General features: G+C 68.3%; 11 protein-coding genes. 2 read left to right on the top strand and 9 right to left on the bottom strand.

What is annotated here, in order from left to right:
- Positions 1-70: 70 nt before the first annotated feature.
- Complete coding sequence (locus tag DCD74_RS01845; protein WP_112925818.1) at positions 71-2,314, top strand: TonB-dependent receptor; 2,244 nt, start codon at positions 71-73, stop codon at positions 2,312-2,314.
- Between the two features lie 79 nt (positions 2,315-2,393).
- On the opposite strand, the gene DCD74_RS01840 is transcribed toward DCD74_RS01845, so the two are convergent.
- Positions 2,394-2,882 carry a transcriptional repressor gene (locus DCD74_RS01840; protein ID WP_112925817.1) on the bottom strand — a complete coding sequence of 163 codons (489 nt, stop codon included), beginning with the start codon at positions 2,880-2,882 and terminating at the stop codon, positions 2,394-2,396.
- A 31-nt stretch (positions 2,883-2,913) separates the two neighbouring features.
- On the bottom strand, positions 2,914-4,317 hold the full coding sequence (gene gltX / locus DCD74_RS01835; RefSeq protein WP_112925816.1) for a glutamate--tRNA ligase: 1,404 nt from the start codon (positions 4,315-4,317) through the stop codon (positions 2,914-2,916).
- Between the two features lie 75 nt (positions 4,318-4,392).
- Between gltX and DCD74_RS01830 the strand changes: the two genes are divergently transcribed.
- Complete coding sequence (locus DCD74_RS01830) at positions 4,393-5,130, top strand: UDP-2,3-diacylglucosamine diphosphatase (RefSeq protein WP_112925815.1); 738 nt, start codon at positions 4,393-4,395, stop codon at positions 5,128-5,130.
- A 9-nt stretch (positions 5,131-5,139) separates the two neighbouring features.
- Here DCD74_RS01830 and DCD74_RS01825 read toward each other — a convergent pair whose 3' ends face one another.
- The 7 genes from DCD74_RS01825 to DCD74_RS01795 form a co-directional block, all read right to left on the bottom strand.
- Positions 5,140-5,961 carry a hypothetical protein gene (locus DCD74_RS01825; RefSeq protein ID WP_162615829.1) on the bottom strand — a complete coding sequence of 274 codons (822 nt, stop codon included), beginning with the start codon at positions 5,959-5,961 and terminating at the stop codon, positions 5,140-5,142.
- A 118-nt stretch (positions 5,962-6,079) separates the two neighbouring features.
- Positions 6,080-6,856: a ferritin-like domain-containing protein gene (locus tag DCD74_RS01820; RefSeq protein ID WP_112927614.1), complete on the bottom strand. Its 777-nt coding sequence runs from the start codon at positions 6,854-6,856 to the stop codon at positions 6,080-6,082.
- A gap of 77 nt (positions 6,857-6,933) precedes the next feature.
- Positions 6,934-8,400, bottom strand: a complete 1,467-nt coding sequence (gene purF, locus DCD74_RS01815) for an amidophosphoribosyltransferase (protein WP_112925813.1) — start codon at positions 8,398-8,400, stop codon at positions 6,934-6,936.
- A 36-nt stretch (positions 8,401-8,436) separates the two neighbouring features.
- Positions 8,437-9,495 (bottom strand): SPOR domain-containing protein, encoded by a 1,059-nt coding sequence (locus DCD74_RS01810; RefSeq protein ID WP_112925812.1) that lies wholly within the window; start codon positions 9,493-9,495, stop codon positions 8,437-8,439.
- Positions 9,496-9,526: 31 nt separating this feature from the next.
- Complete coding sequence (gene folC / locus DCD74_RS01805) at positions 9,527-10,822, bottom strand: bifunctional tetrahydrofolate synthase/dihydrofolate synthase (protein WP_112925811.1); 1,296 nt, start codon at positions 10,820-10,822, stop codon at positions 9,527-9,529.
- Positions 10,822-11,466, bottom strand: a complete 645-nt coding sequence (locus tag DCD74_RS01800) for a histidine phosphatase family protein (protein WP_112925810.1) — start codon at positions 11,464-11,466, stop codon at positions 10,822-10,824. The genes folC and DCD74_RS01800 overlap by 1 nt, the downstream gene beginning before the upstream one ends.
- A gap of 111 nt (positions 11,467-11,577) precedes the next feature.
- Entirely contained in the window at positions 11,578-13,743 is a 2,166-nt protein-coding gene (locus DCD74_RS01795; RefSeq protein WP_112925809.1) for a S46 family peptidase, read from the bottom strand.
- Between the last annotated feature and the right edge of the window lie 60 nt (positions 13,744-13,803).

Here is a 13,803-nt window from a genome sequence, read left to right as displayed (position 1 = left end):
TGGGCCTATCGCGCATCGAATTGAAATAATATAACGTAAAGAAATCCCGAACGCTCACTTTACTCCAAACATGCCCCCACGCCTTCACGTTGCACGTCCTGCCCGCCACCCCTTGAGCCTTGCGCTGACGCTCGCCCTGGCCCTTCCCGCTGCCCAGGCGCTGGCGCAGGACGCCCGGCCCGCCGACCCGCACCGCCAGGACGCCCATCAACTCGACCGCGTGGTGGTGAAGGCCTCGCCGCTGCACCAGACCGCCGATGAACTGGTCCGCCCGGTCAACGTGCTGGCCGGCGAAAAACTGGACGAGGAGAAGAGCACCACGCTCGGTCGGACGCTGGAACGCACGCCGGGCATCCAGAGTTCGTCGTTCGGGCCCGGCGTGGGCCGGCCGATCATCCGCGGGCTGGAGGGCGCGCGCGTGCAGGTCACCAGCGGCGGCATGGGCAGCGGCGATGTCTCCACGCTCAGCGCCGACCACGCGGTCAGCGTCGAGCCCTTCCTCGCCAACCAGATCGAGGTGATGAAGGGCCCGGCCACCCTGCTCTACGGCAGCGGCGCGATCGGCGGCGCGGTGAACGTGATCGACGGCCGCACGCCGGATGCGCTCAGCGCCGATCCCTTCAGTGGCCGCGTCGAGCTGCGTGCCGGCAGCGTGGACCGCGAGCGCACAGGCATGTTCCGCATCGACGGCAGCACCCACGCCACCGGCAGCGGCCTGGTCTTCCACGCCGACGGCCTGATGCGCGACAGCGGCGACATCCGCATCCCCGGTGATGCCGAAAGCGCCGCGCATCTCGCCGCCGAAGGCGAAACGCCCGACCCGGCCACCCGCGGCACCTTGCCCAACAGCGCGGTGAGCACGCGCAGTGGCGCGCTGGGGATGACGTGGGTCGGCGAACGCGGCCATCTCGGTATCAGCAGCAGCCTGTTCGAAACCCGATATGGGGTGCCCGGCCATTCGCACGAAGGCCACGATCACGGTCACGGCACGCCCACCCCCGATGCGCATGATGGAGAGGAAGCCGGCGTCCACATCGGCCTGTCGCAGAGGCGGCACGAACTGCATGGCGGGCTGGACGATGTCGGCCTCTTCCAGACCCTGCGTTTCAAGCTGGCGCGCACCAATTACACGCACACCGAATTCGAAGGCGCGGCGGTTGGCACGGTGTTCGACAACCGCAGCACCGAAGGCCGGCTGGAGCTGGTGCATCGCCCGCTGGCCGGCTGGAACGGCGCGTTCGGACTGCAGGCATCGACGCGCGATTTCAACGCGGTCGGCGACGAGGCCTTCGTGCCGCCGACGCAGGGCCGCGACGTCGGCATGTTCTGGTTGGGCCAGCGCGATTTCGGCGCGGTGAAGCTTGAACTCGGCGCGCGCCACGACCGCAACCGCATCGACAGCACCCCGCAACCGCTGTTGCCGACGCGCGTGCCCGAACGCGATTTCTCCACCAACCACCTGTCCGGCGCGTTGCGCTGGGATGTCGATGACGCGTTGCATCTGCGGCTCGGCATCGACCGCGCACAGCGGGCGCCGGGCGCGGAGGAGCTGTATTCCAACGGCCACCACGTCGCCACCGGCAACATCGAAGTCGGCGATGACCGGCTGCGGCCCGAGACCGCGAACCGTGTCGAACTGGGCGCGGGCTGGCAGGCGGGGCGTCTGAAACTCGGCGCGACCGCCTACGCCGTGCGCTACAACGACTACCTCTATCTCGCGCCGCTGTTGAAGCGCGACACAAGCGGCGGCTTCGTCGCCGTGACCGATGGCGGCACGCCGGTGCAGGCCTGGACGCAGTCCGATGCGCGCTTCCACGGACTGGAACTGGAAGGCACGTTCACGGCTTTCGACAGCGATGCCGGCCACCTCGACGTGCGGCTGTTCGGCGATGCCGTGCGCGGACGTCTGACCGGCGACGGCATGCGTGCCGCCGACCTGCGCATCATGCATGGCGACCACACGCATCGCCGCGTCGGTGAACTGGCACAAAGCGGCCATCTGCCGCGTATCGCGCCTGATCGCGTCGGTGGCGAACTGCGTTGGGAAGCGGATGCCTGGCGCGCTTCAGTCGGCGCCATCCGCACCATGAAACAGGGCCGCACCGCCCTCGGCGAAAGCGCCACGCCGGGCTACACGCTGGTCGATGCGCACTTCGCCTGGCATGGCGACACGGCCGCCGGCAACGGCTGGGAAGTCTTCATGGACGGCCACAACCTGCTGGACGCGGAAGCGCGCCCGCATACCTCGTTCCTGAAGGATGTCGCGCCGCAGGCCGGGCGCGGCTTTGTAGGCGGCGTGCGCTACTACTTCTGACAACGACAGCGCGGCATTGCGACCGCGCCTTCCTCCCCCACTTCGGGCCGCCCATGCGGCCCTTCTTTTTGCGAAGGAATCAGCCGGCGCAACGCGCGCAGAGGCCGTGGACTTCCAGCGTCTGCGCCTGCGGCAGGAAACCAAGTTCACGCGCGCGGGCGTCGAGCGCGGCGACGACGCCTTCATCCTCCAATTCCACCGCCGCATGGCAGCGGTTGCAGATGAGGAAGGGCACCGAGTGCTGCGCGGCGTTGGGGTGGTGGCAGGCGACGAAGGCGTTGACCGACTCCAGCTTGTGCACGAAGCCGTTGGCCATGAGGAAGTCGAGCGCGCGATAGACCGTGGGCGGCGCGGCGGCGCCGGGGCCATCGCCGCTGCGGACGCGGTCGAGCAGGTCGTAGGCCTTGATCGGCTGGCCGGCGTCGGCGATCAGCTGCAGCACGTGGGCGCGGATCGGCGTGAGGCGCAGGCCGCGCTCGCCACAGGCCCGCTCGACCGCCGCGACGAAGGCCGCCGCGTCATCGACGTGGTGGTCCGGGTCGGTGCAGTGGTGGGCGCTGCCGCTCATGTCCTGATGATGGGGGCGCGATGCGGCCGGCTCAAGCCGCGGGGATTTTCGCCAGCGCGGCATCGATACGCGCCAGCGCTTCGTCGCGACCGGCCAGATAGACGGTATGCGAGATGTCCGGACTGACCTGGGTGCCGGTGATCGCGACGCGCATCGGCTGCGCCAGCTTGCCCATGCCGATGCCGAGTGCCTCGACCGTCGCCTTCAGCGCCTCGCCGATGGCCTCGGCATTCCACGCCGGCAACGCGGCCAGCCGTTCGCGGGCATCGGCCAGCGGCGCACGCGCGGCCTCGGTGAGATGTTTGGCCACGGCGGCATCGTCATAGGCATCGAGCGCGGTGAACCAGACCGCCGACTTCTCCGCCATCTCCTTCAACGTCTGCACGCGGTCACGCAGGGCGATGACGATGTCGGCGGCGGCGGGGCCACGCGCGAGGTCATAGCCGGCCTGTTCGAGATGCCACACCAGGTGCTTCGCCACATCCTCCGGCGCGTCGTTCTTCAGGTACTGCTGGTTGAGCCAGCCGAGCTTGGCCGAATCCAACCGCGACGCCTTGGCGTTGACGTCCTTCAGGTCGAACAGCGCGGTCATCTCGGCGATCGAGAAGATCTCCTGGTCACCATGCGACCAGCCCAGCCGCACCAGGTAGTTGAGCAGCGCGTGCGGCAGGTAGCCGGCATCGCGGTACTGCATGACGTCCGCCGCGCCGGTGCGCTTGCTGAGCTTTGCGCCCTGCTCGTCGAGGATCATCGGCAGGTGCGCGAACAGCGGCGGCTGCTTGCCGAGCGCGTGGTACAGGTTGATCTGGCGTGGCGTGTTGTTGACGTGGTCGTCGCCGCGTACGACATGCGAAATGGCCATGTCGATGTCATCCACCACCACCGCAAAGTTGTAGGTGGCGTAACCGTCCGGGCGGAAGATCACCAGGTCGTCCAGCTCGCCGTTCTGCCACTCGATGCGGCCCTTGACCAGATCGTCGAACACCACGCTGCCTTCGTCCGGGTTGCGGAAGCGGATCACGCGGTTCGGGTCGTCGCGCCAGCCGGCGTTCTCGTCGCGGTACTTGCCGCGATAGCGCGGCTTGTCGCCGGCCGCCATCGCCGCCTCGCGCATCGCATCGAGTTCCTCGCGGCTCTCGTAGGCGTAGTAGGCCTTGCCCTCCGCCACCAGCTGCTCGGCGACTTCGCGGTAGCGGTCGAGGCGATGGGTCTGGTAGATCGGGCCTTCGTCATAGCCCAGGCCAAGCCAGTCCATCGCTTCGAGGATGGCGTCGATGGCGGCCTGGGTGCTGCGCTCGCGGTCGGTGTCCTCGATGCGCAGCACGAACTGCCCGCCCGCGCGACGCGCCGCCAGCCAGCAGTACAGCGCGGTGCGCGCGCCGCCGATGTGCAGGTAACCGGTGGGACTGGGGGCGAAACGGGTGCGGACGGTCATGACGGGCGCGTTCGTGGAAAACCGCCATTTTAGTGCAGCGGCCGGCGCATCCCCGCGCGGCCCTAGAATATCGGCATGACCACGCTCTTCATCGCCGACCTGCATCTGGAAGATGCGCGCCCCGAAACCACCGATGCCTTCATCCGCTTCCTGCGCGATGAAGCCCGCGGCGCGGACGCGCTTTACATCCTCGGCGACCTGTTCGAGGCCTGGGTGGGCGATGACGACCCGTCAGACACCGGCGCGCGCACGGCGGAAGCACTCGCAACTCTGGCCGCCAAAGGCACCCAGATCGCCTTCATCCACGGCAACCGCGATTTCCTGCTCGGCCACGATTACGCCGCGCGCTGCCGGATGCGCCTGCTGCCCGACCCGGCGATGATCGTGATCGATGGCACGCCGACGCTGATCGGCCACGGCGACCTGTACTGCACCAGCGATGCCGGCTACCAGCAGTTCCGCGCGATGACCCGCAACCCGCAGTGGCGCGCGCAGTTCCTGTCGCAGCCGCTGGCCGCACGCCTGACCTTCGCGCAGCAGGCGCGCGAGGCCAGCAAGGCGCGTTACGGCGAACTGCAGCAGGCCGGCACCGCCGAAACTGTCACCGATGTCACCCCGGCCGCCGTCGATGGCGCGTTCGAGCGCTACGGCATCCGCCGCATCATCCACGGCCACACGCATCGACCTGCCGTACACGACCATGGCGCGGGCCGCGAGCGCATCGTGCTGGGCGACTGGTACCAAGGCCCGGCGCGTTTCCTCCGCGCCAACGAAAAAGACCTGCAATTGCAGGCCTTCCCGCTGGATCCCTGACGGATCCGATCACTTCACCGCGTCGGCGCAGCCCTTGTAGGTGGTCTTGCCGTACTGCAGGGTGGCGCTGAACTCGCGGCCCATCTTGCCGTTCTCGTCGCTCGCCTTGTCGCAGCGCGCGCGACCATCGATGTTGAGCGTGAAGTCCACGCCCGCATCCTTGCCCGAGAACTCCACACCCTTCGAATAGGCCGAACGCTCAGCGGACACGGTGGTGAAACCCGGATCGACGCGGCCATGCTCGGGCACATCCAGCTTGACGGTCTTGCCATCCACTTCCGCACGCCATGCAGGCGAGAAGCCGTTGGCCTTGAAGCGCGTGACCGCGCCTTCTTCGCCGGCCGCCGCGGCTGCCGTCGCGCCTTCAGCCACGCCGCCATCTTCCGCCGGCATGACCGCGCTGGCGGGCGCGGCGCAGCCCTTGTAGGTCGTGCCCTTGAGCACCATGGTCGCGGTGAAGGCGTGGACGGCATCGGACATGCCGTCGCTGCAGTCCTGCTTGGCGATGTCGAGTTTCACCTCGTTGCCGGCGTAGTGGATGCCGCTCGCGTCATCGCTGCGCGTGACGGCGAAACTTCCGCCATCGGGTTTGTCGGGCGTGCTGAATTCCAGCGTGCCGTCGCCCTTGTCGGTCATTTCCCAGAACGGCTCGTTGCCGAAGGCACGCATGGCCATCAACTTTTCGGTGGCGGATGCAGGCGTCGCGCCTTCAGCCGTGCTGGCCGCGTCAGTGGCGGGGGTCGCTTCGGCCGGGGTGTTGACGGCGGGCTTGCAGGCCGCCAGTGACAGCGTCATCGCGACGGCGAGCAGGGAAAGGGACAACCTGTGCATGGAAGGACTCCGAGGGATGGACAGCCTGCAATCTAACCGGGGCACGTTAAGTATTCATGGTCGGCGGGTGCGCTTCTTCAGCGCGAATTCGCCTGCAGACGCCCGGTCGGTCCGGCGATCAATCCGCGAGCGACTGCAGGCTCGCCAGTTCGTCTTCGTCGAAGCCGGCCATCAGCCGCGCTTCCAGATTGAACGGCCCGTGCAACACGCCGCCGGCATATTCGCGCAGCAGTTCGTGGAAGCGTGCACGCGGCTCCACGCCCGCGCGTTCGCAGAACCAGCGATACCAGCGCGAACCCGCGGCCACATGTCCGATCTCCTCGCGCAGGATCACTTCGAGGATGTCGGCGGTCGCGTCATCGCCGAGGGCACGCAGCTTGGTAATCATCCCCGGCGTCACATCCAGCCCGCGCGCTTCCAGCACGCGCGGCACCAGCGCCATCCGCGCCAACCCATCGTGGGCGGTGTTGACGGCCATTTCCCAGAGCCCGTTATGCGCGTCGAAGTCGCCGTAGTCGCGGCCGAAAGCCTGCAGGCGCTTGCGCAGCATTTCGAAGTGGCGTGCCTCGTCATCGGCCACGGACACCCAATCGGCATAGAACGCTTCCGGCATGCCACGGAAGCGCCAGACCGCGTCGCAGGCCAGGTCGATGGCATTGAATTCGATGTGGGCGACGGCGTGGATGAAGGCGGCCCGGCCTTCATCGCTGCCGAAACCACGACGCGGCAGCTCGCGTGGATGCACGAGGCGCGGCTTCAGCGGACGCGCGCAGTGGCATTCGGCGGAAGGCGGCGGTGCATCGTCCGGCACGACCAGCTGGCCGGAACGGAAGCCCTGCGCCATCGCGCGCGCGAGGCCGGGCTTGCGCGACACGTCATCGCAATCGAGCACCATCCGCGCCGCATCGAACAGTGACGACCCGCCACGCGGCAGCGGGAACGGCGCCACCTGCAGCGTCAGGCAGCCGCGGATCACGCGCGTCGCTTGGCCTTGGCCTCGTCGGAGCGCTGCGCCTGCAGCTGCTCGAAATAACCCGCGCCCACGCCGGTCACGTATTCGCCGGAGAAGCACGACGTATCGAACTTCATGCCCGGATGCTTCGGCCCGGCCACCGCGTCTTCCAGATCGGACAGGTCCTGGTAGACTAGCCAGTCACAGCCGATCAGCTGCTCGATCTCGCGCTCGTCGCGGTCGTGCGCGATGAGTTCCTGCGGGGTCGGCATGTCGATGCCGTAGATGTTGGGATAGCGCACCGGCGGCGCGGCGGAGGCGAGATAGACCTTCTTGGCGCCGGCATCGCGGGCCATCTGCACGATCTGCTGGCTGGTGGTGCCACGCACGATGGAGTCGTCGACCAGCAGCACCACGCGGTTGCGGAACTCCAGCGGGATCGGGTTCAACTTGCGGCGCACCGACTTCGCGCGCTCGCCCTGCCCCGGCATGATGAAGGTGCGGCCGACGTAACGGTTCTTGATGAAACCCTCGCGGTATTTCACGCCGAGCACGTTGGCGATTTCCAGCGCGGCGTCGCGGCTGGTGTCGGGGATCGGGATCACCACGTCGATGTCGTGGTCGGGCCGCTCGCGCAGGATCTTCTCGCCCAGCGCCACGCCCATCCGCATCCGTGCCTTGTGCACCGAGATGTTGTCCATCATCGAATCGGGGCGCGCGAAGTACACGTATTCGAAGATGCACGGCCGCGACAGCACCGCCTCGGCGCAGATGCGATGGTGTAGCACGCCGTCATTGGTCACCACGATGGCCTCGCCCGGCGCGACATCGCGCAACCGCTCGAAACCGAGCAGGTCGAGCGCCACCGATTCCGAAGCCAGCGCGTATTCGTCGCCCTGCGGCGTGGCGCGGCGGCCGATCACCAGCGGGCGGATCGCGTTCGGGTCACGGAAGGCGACCAGGCCCAGGCCCATCACCATGCAGATCACCGCGTAGCCACCCTTGGCGCGGCGCATCACGCCTTCGACGGCGGTGAACGCGTCATCGGGGTCCAGCCCGGGCTGGTTGGCGAGCTCGTGCGCGAACACGTTGAGCAGCACTTCGGAATCCGACTGCGTGTTGACGCTGCGGCGGTCCTGTTCGAAGACCTCGCGACGCAGTTCTTCGGTATTGATCAGGTTGCCGTTGTGCGCCAGCGCGATGCCGTAGGGCGAGTTGACGTAGAACGGCTGGGCTTCGTCGCTGCCCTCGCTGCCGGCGGTCGGGTAGCGGCAATGCGCGATGCCGATGTGGCCCTGCAGCTGCGACATCATCCCCGCGTCGAACACGTCGCTGACCAGCCCGTTGCCCTTTTCCACGCGCAACTGGCGGCCGTTGCTGGTGGCGATGCCGGCGGCGTCCTGGCCGCGGTGCTGCAGGACGGTCAGGCCGTCATAGAGGCGCGCGGCCACTTCGGTGTGGCTGACGATGCCGACGATGCCGCACATGGGAACTCCGGGGTGAAATAAGGAAGCGGGTGTTGCTCAGGGATGCGGGCGCACCATGCCACCGACGCCCAGCTTGGCCTGCGCCTGCGCGCGCAGCTTTTCGGCATCGGCGCGGTCGGCGACCGGCCCGACGCGCACGCGGGTGCGTGGGCCTTCGGCGGTCTTGATGGTTTCGGTGAAGGCGGACAGGCCGGCGGCACGCGCCTTGTCGCGCAACGCGGTGGCGGCGGCCGGGTCGGCGAAGGCGCCCAGCTGCACCGCGAACCCGACATTCGACGCAGCCGGCTTGGGCGCGGGTTTCGGCGCGGCTTCGGCGGGCTTGGGTTCCGGCTTCGGCGCGGCGGCGACCGGTGTGGCCGGCTTGGGCGCGGCGACCGGCGCGGCGGGCTTCGGTTCGGGCTTGGCGGGTGCCGGCGTCGGGGCCGGCTTGGCTTCGGCCACCTGCACCGGCTTCGGCGTGGGTGCGGCGGATTCGGCGGTGCGCGGGGCCGGCGGCAGCGGCGCGGTGGTGACGGCGGCTGGCGGCGTGGCGGCGGTGGTAGCGGCCGGGGCGACATCGGGACCGGCATTTAAGGCGACCACGCTGGCGTTGACCTTGTCGCTCACGTGCAACGCACGCAGGCGGGCGGCCTCGGCTTCGGCACGCCCGGCATACGGGCCCAGGCGCACGCGCCACGCGCTGCGGCCGTTCAACGTGGCCGGTTCGGCATAGGCCTTCAACTGCGACTGGGCGAGCGCGGCGACCATGCGGTCGGCGTCGGCCGAGGTGCCGTAGTGGCCGAAATTCACCGCGAAATCGCCGGCGGCGGTCGCGGGCGTGGAAGCGGGTTCGATGGCGGCGGCGGCAGGCTGCGATGCACCGGTGACGGGGGCATCGCTCATGCCGGCCACGCCGCCTGCGGGCACCTGGCCGGGCGCCCCCAAGGGCAGGTCACGGGTTTCGAAGCCGTCCTGCGGCGGGGTCGGCACATCCAGCGAGACATCGGCGGCGCCACTGACCGGCGCGGGGCCCTTGACCAGCATGGGCAGGAAGATGACCGCGATGGCCACCAGCACGGCTGCGCCGATCAGACGCTGTTTGAGGGCTCGATCCATCAGAAGGCGCGCGACGCTTGGGGGGCCGTGATTATAGCCCGGCCGCTCCGGCTGACCCGCCGGCGGCGAGCTGCTTCAGCGCCTGTTCCGCCACGTGGAAACCGCCGAAGACCAGTACGCGGTCGCCTTGCCAGGCGTCGCGCAGGGCAGCGTTGATGGCTTCGCGGACGCTGTCCAGGGCAGCGGAGACCGGCAAATCCTTCGGCATTCGCGCGACCAGTTCTGCGGCGTCGATGCCGCGCGCCCCGGCTTCGCGGGTGCCGGCGAGATACCAGGCATCGACCGTATCGGCCAACGCCGCGACGACCCCCGCCACATCTTTGTCGCCGAGCGCCGCATATACCGCCAGCGTGCGGCCTTCGACGGGTGCCGCGTTCAGCGCCTGCGCCAGCGCGCGCGCCGCCTGCGGGTTGTGGCCGACGTCGATCTGGATGTCGATGCCGTCGCGCTCGATCCGCTGCAGCCGCGCATCCATACGCGCATTCGCGATGCCCGCCGCGAACACCTCGGGCGCAGCTTCGAAACCGATGGCCCGCAGCGCGGCAATGGCGCAGGCGGCATTGCGCAGTTGCACCGGGGCCGACAGCGCCGGCATCGGCAGGTCCATCTCGAAGCCGACTTCGCGCCACCGCCAGTGCGTGGCGTCCAACGGCTCGGCGAAGAAATCGTTGGCGATGCGCCAGCTCGACGCGCCGATGGCATACACATGCCGCAGCACGCTGGCCGGCGGATCGTCATCGCCCACCACCAGCGGCTTCCACGCCCGCGCAATGCCGGCCTTCTCGAAGCCGATTTTCTCGATGTCATCGCCCAGCCAGTCCTGGTGGTCGAGATCGACGGTGGTGATCACAGCGCAGTCGGCATCGACGAGATTGACGGCATCCAGCCGCCCGCCCAGCCCGACTTCGAGCACCGCGAGATCCAGTTCCGCGCGTTCGAACAGCCACAGCGCGGCGAGCGTGCCGGCTTCAAAATAGGTCAGCGAGGTGTCGCCGCGTGCGGCTTCCACCGCATCGAAGGCGGTGACGAGGTCGTCATCCCCCACATCCACGCCATCGATGCGCACGCGCTCGTTGTAGCGCAGCAGGTGCGGCGATGTGTACGCGCCGACTTTCCAGCCCGCTTCACGCGCGATGGTCTCGATGAAGGCGACGGTCGAGCCCTTGCCGTTGGTGCCGGCGACGCTGATCACCTGCCGCGCCGGGTGGCCGAGGCCCATCCGCGTCGCGACTTCGCGCACACGTTCTAGGCCGAGGTCGATGGCCTTGGGATGCTGCGTTTCCAGCCTTGCCAGCCAGCCTTGCAGCGTCGTCGGGTTGGCCGCCATCACAGCGCCCGGTGCACCGCTTCGCCGAACAGCGCGGTGTGATGCGCGCAGTCGTTGAGGCGGACCACGTCGAGGTGGTCGGCATCGACACCTTCCAGCAGGTTGAGCGTGGTCGGTGCCTGCCGGAAGCGCCAGAAATTCGCCAGCGTCATTCCCAGCACGCGACAGAGCAGCGCACGGTTGACCGCGTCGTGGGCGACCACCAGCACCGTGGCGTCATCGCCCAAGCCCTCGCAGGCACGCGCGAACGCCGGCCATGCGCGGTCCAGCACCTGCTGCAGCGATTCGCCGCCCGGCATCAGCACGGTATGCGGCGCATCGCGCCAGGCCTGCATGCGTTCGCCATCGCGGGCGTGGATCTCGCTGGCCAGCAGGCCTTCCCACTCGCCGTGGGCGATCTCGGCCAGACCGGCATCCAGCGCGAGCATCGGCGCACGCGCTTCGCCCAAGGCCAGCTCGCCGGTGCGTCGCGCGCGAGCCAGCGGCGATGCCACGGCGCGATCGATCCGCACCTCGCGCAAGCGTTCGCCCAGCGCACGCGCCTGCGCTTCACCCACCGGCGAGAGCGGAATGTCCGCCTGCCCCTGGTAGCGGCCTTCGGCGTTCCAGGGTGTTTCACCATGGCGGGCAAGCAGGATGCGCATCGTTCGGCGGGGTTCTGCGGGTGGGCGCGCAGCGTAGCACCCGCATCGCGTGGCCTTCAAAAGGAAAGAGGCCGGACGGGCCGGCCTCTTCCTCGACACGCGTGGCGCGGATCAGCGCTTGGCCGGCACGCCCATTTCCTGCAGCAGCTGCGGCGCCGGGTAGACCTCCTGCATGATCCAGCGCATGTAGCGCTCGTCCAGCGAGATCATGCGGGTCATCTTCGGATCGAACACCCAGTTGGAGCTGACCGACTCCCAGTTGCCATCGAAGGCCAGGCCGACCAGCTTGCCGTGGCCATCGAGCACCGGCGAACCGGAGTTGCCGCCGGTGATGTCGAGGTCGGAAAGGAAGTTCACCGGCACCGTGCCGAGGCGCCTGTCTTCCAGCCCGCCGTAACGCTTGGCCTTGATCGCATCCAGCAGGGCCTGCGGCGCGGCGAAGGGCTCCTGGCCGGTGGCCTTGGCCGCGACTTCCTCCAGGCGCGTGAACGGCACCTGCTTGCTGCCGTCGAGCTTGGTGTAGCCGGTCACGTTGCCGAAGGTGATGCGCAGCGAGGAATTGGCATCCGGATACACCGCCTCCCCCTTCGACTTGCGGTAGTCCATCACCGCCTGCAGATAGGCCGGGCGCGCAACCAGCACTTCGCCGGACCGGGTCTTGCCCTCTTCCTCCAGCTTCATGAGGGTCGGCATCACCGCGACCGCGTACTGGATCGCCGGGTCCTTGCTCTTCTCGAACGCGGCCTTGTCGGCGGCGAACCACTTCAGGCGTGCATCGGCGTTCTTCAGCTCGCTCTTGCCCATGCGGTCGAGCGCGCGATCCACCGCCGCGGCGTCGTTGCCACCGAGCCAGCTGTCGATGGCGGCGACGCGCTGCGCGGCCGGCAGCTTCAGGTATTCCATCAGCCAGTAACGCTGCAGCTGGCGATCCATCGACGCCTCATAGCGGCGCTCCATCTGCTTCAGACCACCTTCGATGCCGGCGTAGTCACGCTGCTGGTAACCGGATTCGCGCTGCGCATCGGGCTTGGCGCGCTCGATGGCCGTGCGGTAGAGCGTGGTCGCCGTCCCGCCCAGCGCACCGCCGGTCTGGCGCATCACCAGATCACGCTCGCGGGTGGCGCGGGCCTGCGCGTTGAGCTTGAGCAGCTGGTCGTGCGCGGCCAGCGCGGCCTCGCCCTTGCTGCCCTGCTTGCGCAGCCATTCCAGCACCGCCGCTTCCTCGCGGTTCTTGGTCTCGGCGGCACCGATGCGCTTGAAACCTTCCAGCTGGCCGTCGTAGTTCTTCAGCACGTTTTCCCAGCCACGCACGGTGCTGGCGTACTTGACCTCGATGTCCTTGTTCTTCGCGCCTGCCGCATCGACCATCGCCACCAGCTTCTTGTAGTGCGCGGCGATCGTCGGGTAGGCCCAGTTCGAGGTGTTGTCGAACTCGTCGGCCAGCGCGTAACGGCTGGTGCTGCCGGGGTAGCCCGCCACCATCACGAAGTCGCCCACGCCCAACGGCTTGTCGGCGATCTTCAGCCAGTGCTTCGGCTGGAACGGCACGTTGTCCTGACTGAAGGCGGCGGGCTTGCCGTCCTTGCCGACATAGGCGCGGTAGAACGAGAAGTCGCCGGTGTGGCGCGGCCACATCCAGTTGTCGATCTCGCCGCCGTAATTGCCGATGGACGAAGGCGGCGCATAGACCAGGCGCACGTCCTTGATCTCGATGTTCTTGAACAGGCGATAGGTGTTGCCACCGAAAAAGCTGTACAGGCGGCAGCGATAGCCACCACCGGCCTCGCACTGCGAAATCAGCTGCTTTTCGAGGGCTTCCACCGCCTTGGTGCGGTCGATGGGCGATGCGGCAGCGGCGATGGCCTGCTTGACCTGCGCGGTGACGTCGGTGATTTCATCGAGCACGTAGATGCGCGCGTTGGGGCCGGCGGAGAGTTCGTCACCCGGCTGCGCGGCATTGAAGCCATCGGCGATGAGGTTGCGCTCCGGCGTGGAATTGAGCTGGATCGCGCCGTACGCGCAGTGGTGATTGGTCACCACCAGGCCATGCGGCGACACGAAGCTGGCCGTGCAGCCACCCAGCGACACCACCGCGCCCAGCGGGTCGCCGGTGAGGTTGGCCAGCTGTTTCGGGTCGAGCTTCAGCCCGGCCTTCTTCAGCGATTTGGAAATCTCCGGCAGCTGCTGCGGCACCCACATGCCCTCGCCGGCCTGCGCCGACGTCGCCATTCCCATCGATGCCACGGCGATCGCCGTGGCCAGCATCTTCATTCGCATCGTGTTTCCCTTGTATTGAACCTGTCGAGTCTAGCCCGCGCATCCGCCACGACCCGTGTG

This window comes from Lysobacter oculi, assembly GCF_003293695.1.
Taxonomy (GTDB): Bacteria; Pseudomonadota; Gammaproteobacteria; order Xanthomonadales; family Xanthomonadaceae; genus Solilutibacter; species Solilutibacter oculi.
This window is presented reverse-complemented; position numbering and strand designations above follow the sequence as displayed.

Coding starts and splice junctions, on each gene's coding strand:
- DCD74_RS01845 (WP_112925818.1), top strand. CDS start 71: ATGCCCCCACGCCTTCACGTTGCACGTCCTGCCCGCCACCCCTTGAGC.
- DCD74_RS01820 (WP_112927614.1), bottom strand. CDS start 6,856: ATGGTGCTCGATTGCGATGACGTGTCGCGCAAGCCCGGCCTCGCGCGC.
- gltX (WP_112925816.1), bottom strand. CDS start 4,317: ATGACCGTCCGCACCCGTTTCGCCCCCAGTCCCACCGGTTACCTGCAC.
- DCD74_RS01825 (WP_162615829.1), bottom strand. CDS start 5,961: ATGCACAGGTTGTCCCTTTCCCTGCTCGCCGTCGCGATGACGCTGTCA.
- DCD74_RS01810 (WP_112925812.1), bottom strand. CDS start 9,495: ATGGATCGAGCCCTCAAACAGCGTCTGATCGGCGCAGCCGTGCTGGTG.
- DCD74_RS01795 (WP_112925809.1), bottom strand. CDS start 13,743: ATGCGAATGAAGATGCTGGCCACGGCGATCGCCGTGGCATCGATGGGA.
- folC (WP_112925811.1), bottom strand. CDS start 10,822: ATGGCGGCCAACCCGACGACGCTGCAAGGCTGGCTGGCAAGGCTGGAA.
- purF (WP_112925813.1), bottom strand. CDS start 8,400: ATGTGCGGCATCGTCGGCATCGTCAGCCACACCGAAGTGGCCGCGCGC.
- DCD74_RS01840 (WP_112925817.1), bottom strand. CDS start 2,882: ATGAGCGGCAGCGCCCACCACTGCACCGACCCGGACCACCACGTCGAT.
- DCD74_RS01830 (WP_112925815.1), top strand. CDS start 4,393: ATGACCACGCTCTTCATCGCCGACCTGCATCTGGAAGATGCGCGCCCC.
- DCD74_RS01800 (WP_112925810.1), bottom strand. CDS start 11,466: ATGCGCATCCTGCTTGCCCGCCATGGTGAAACACCCTGGAACGCCGAA.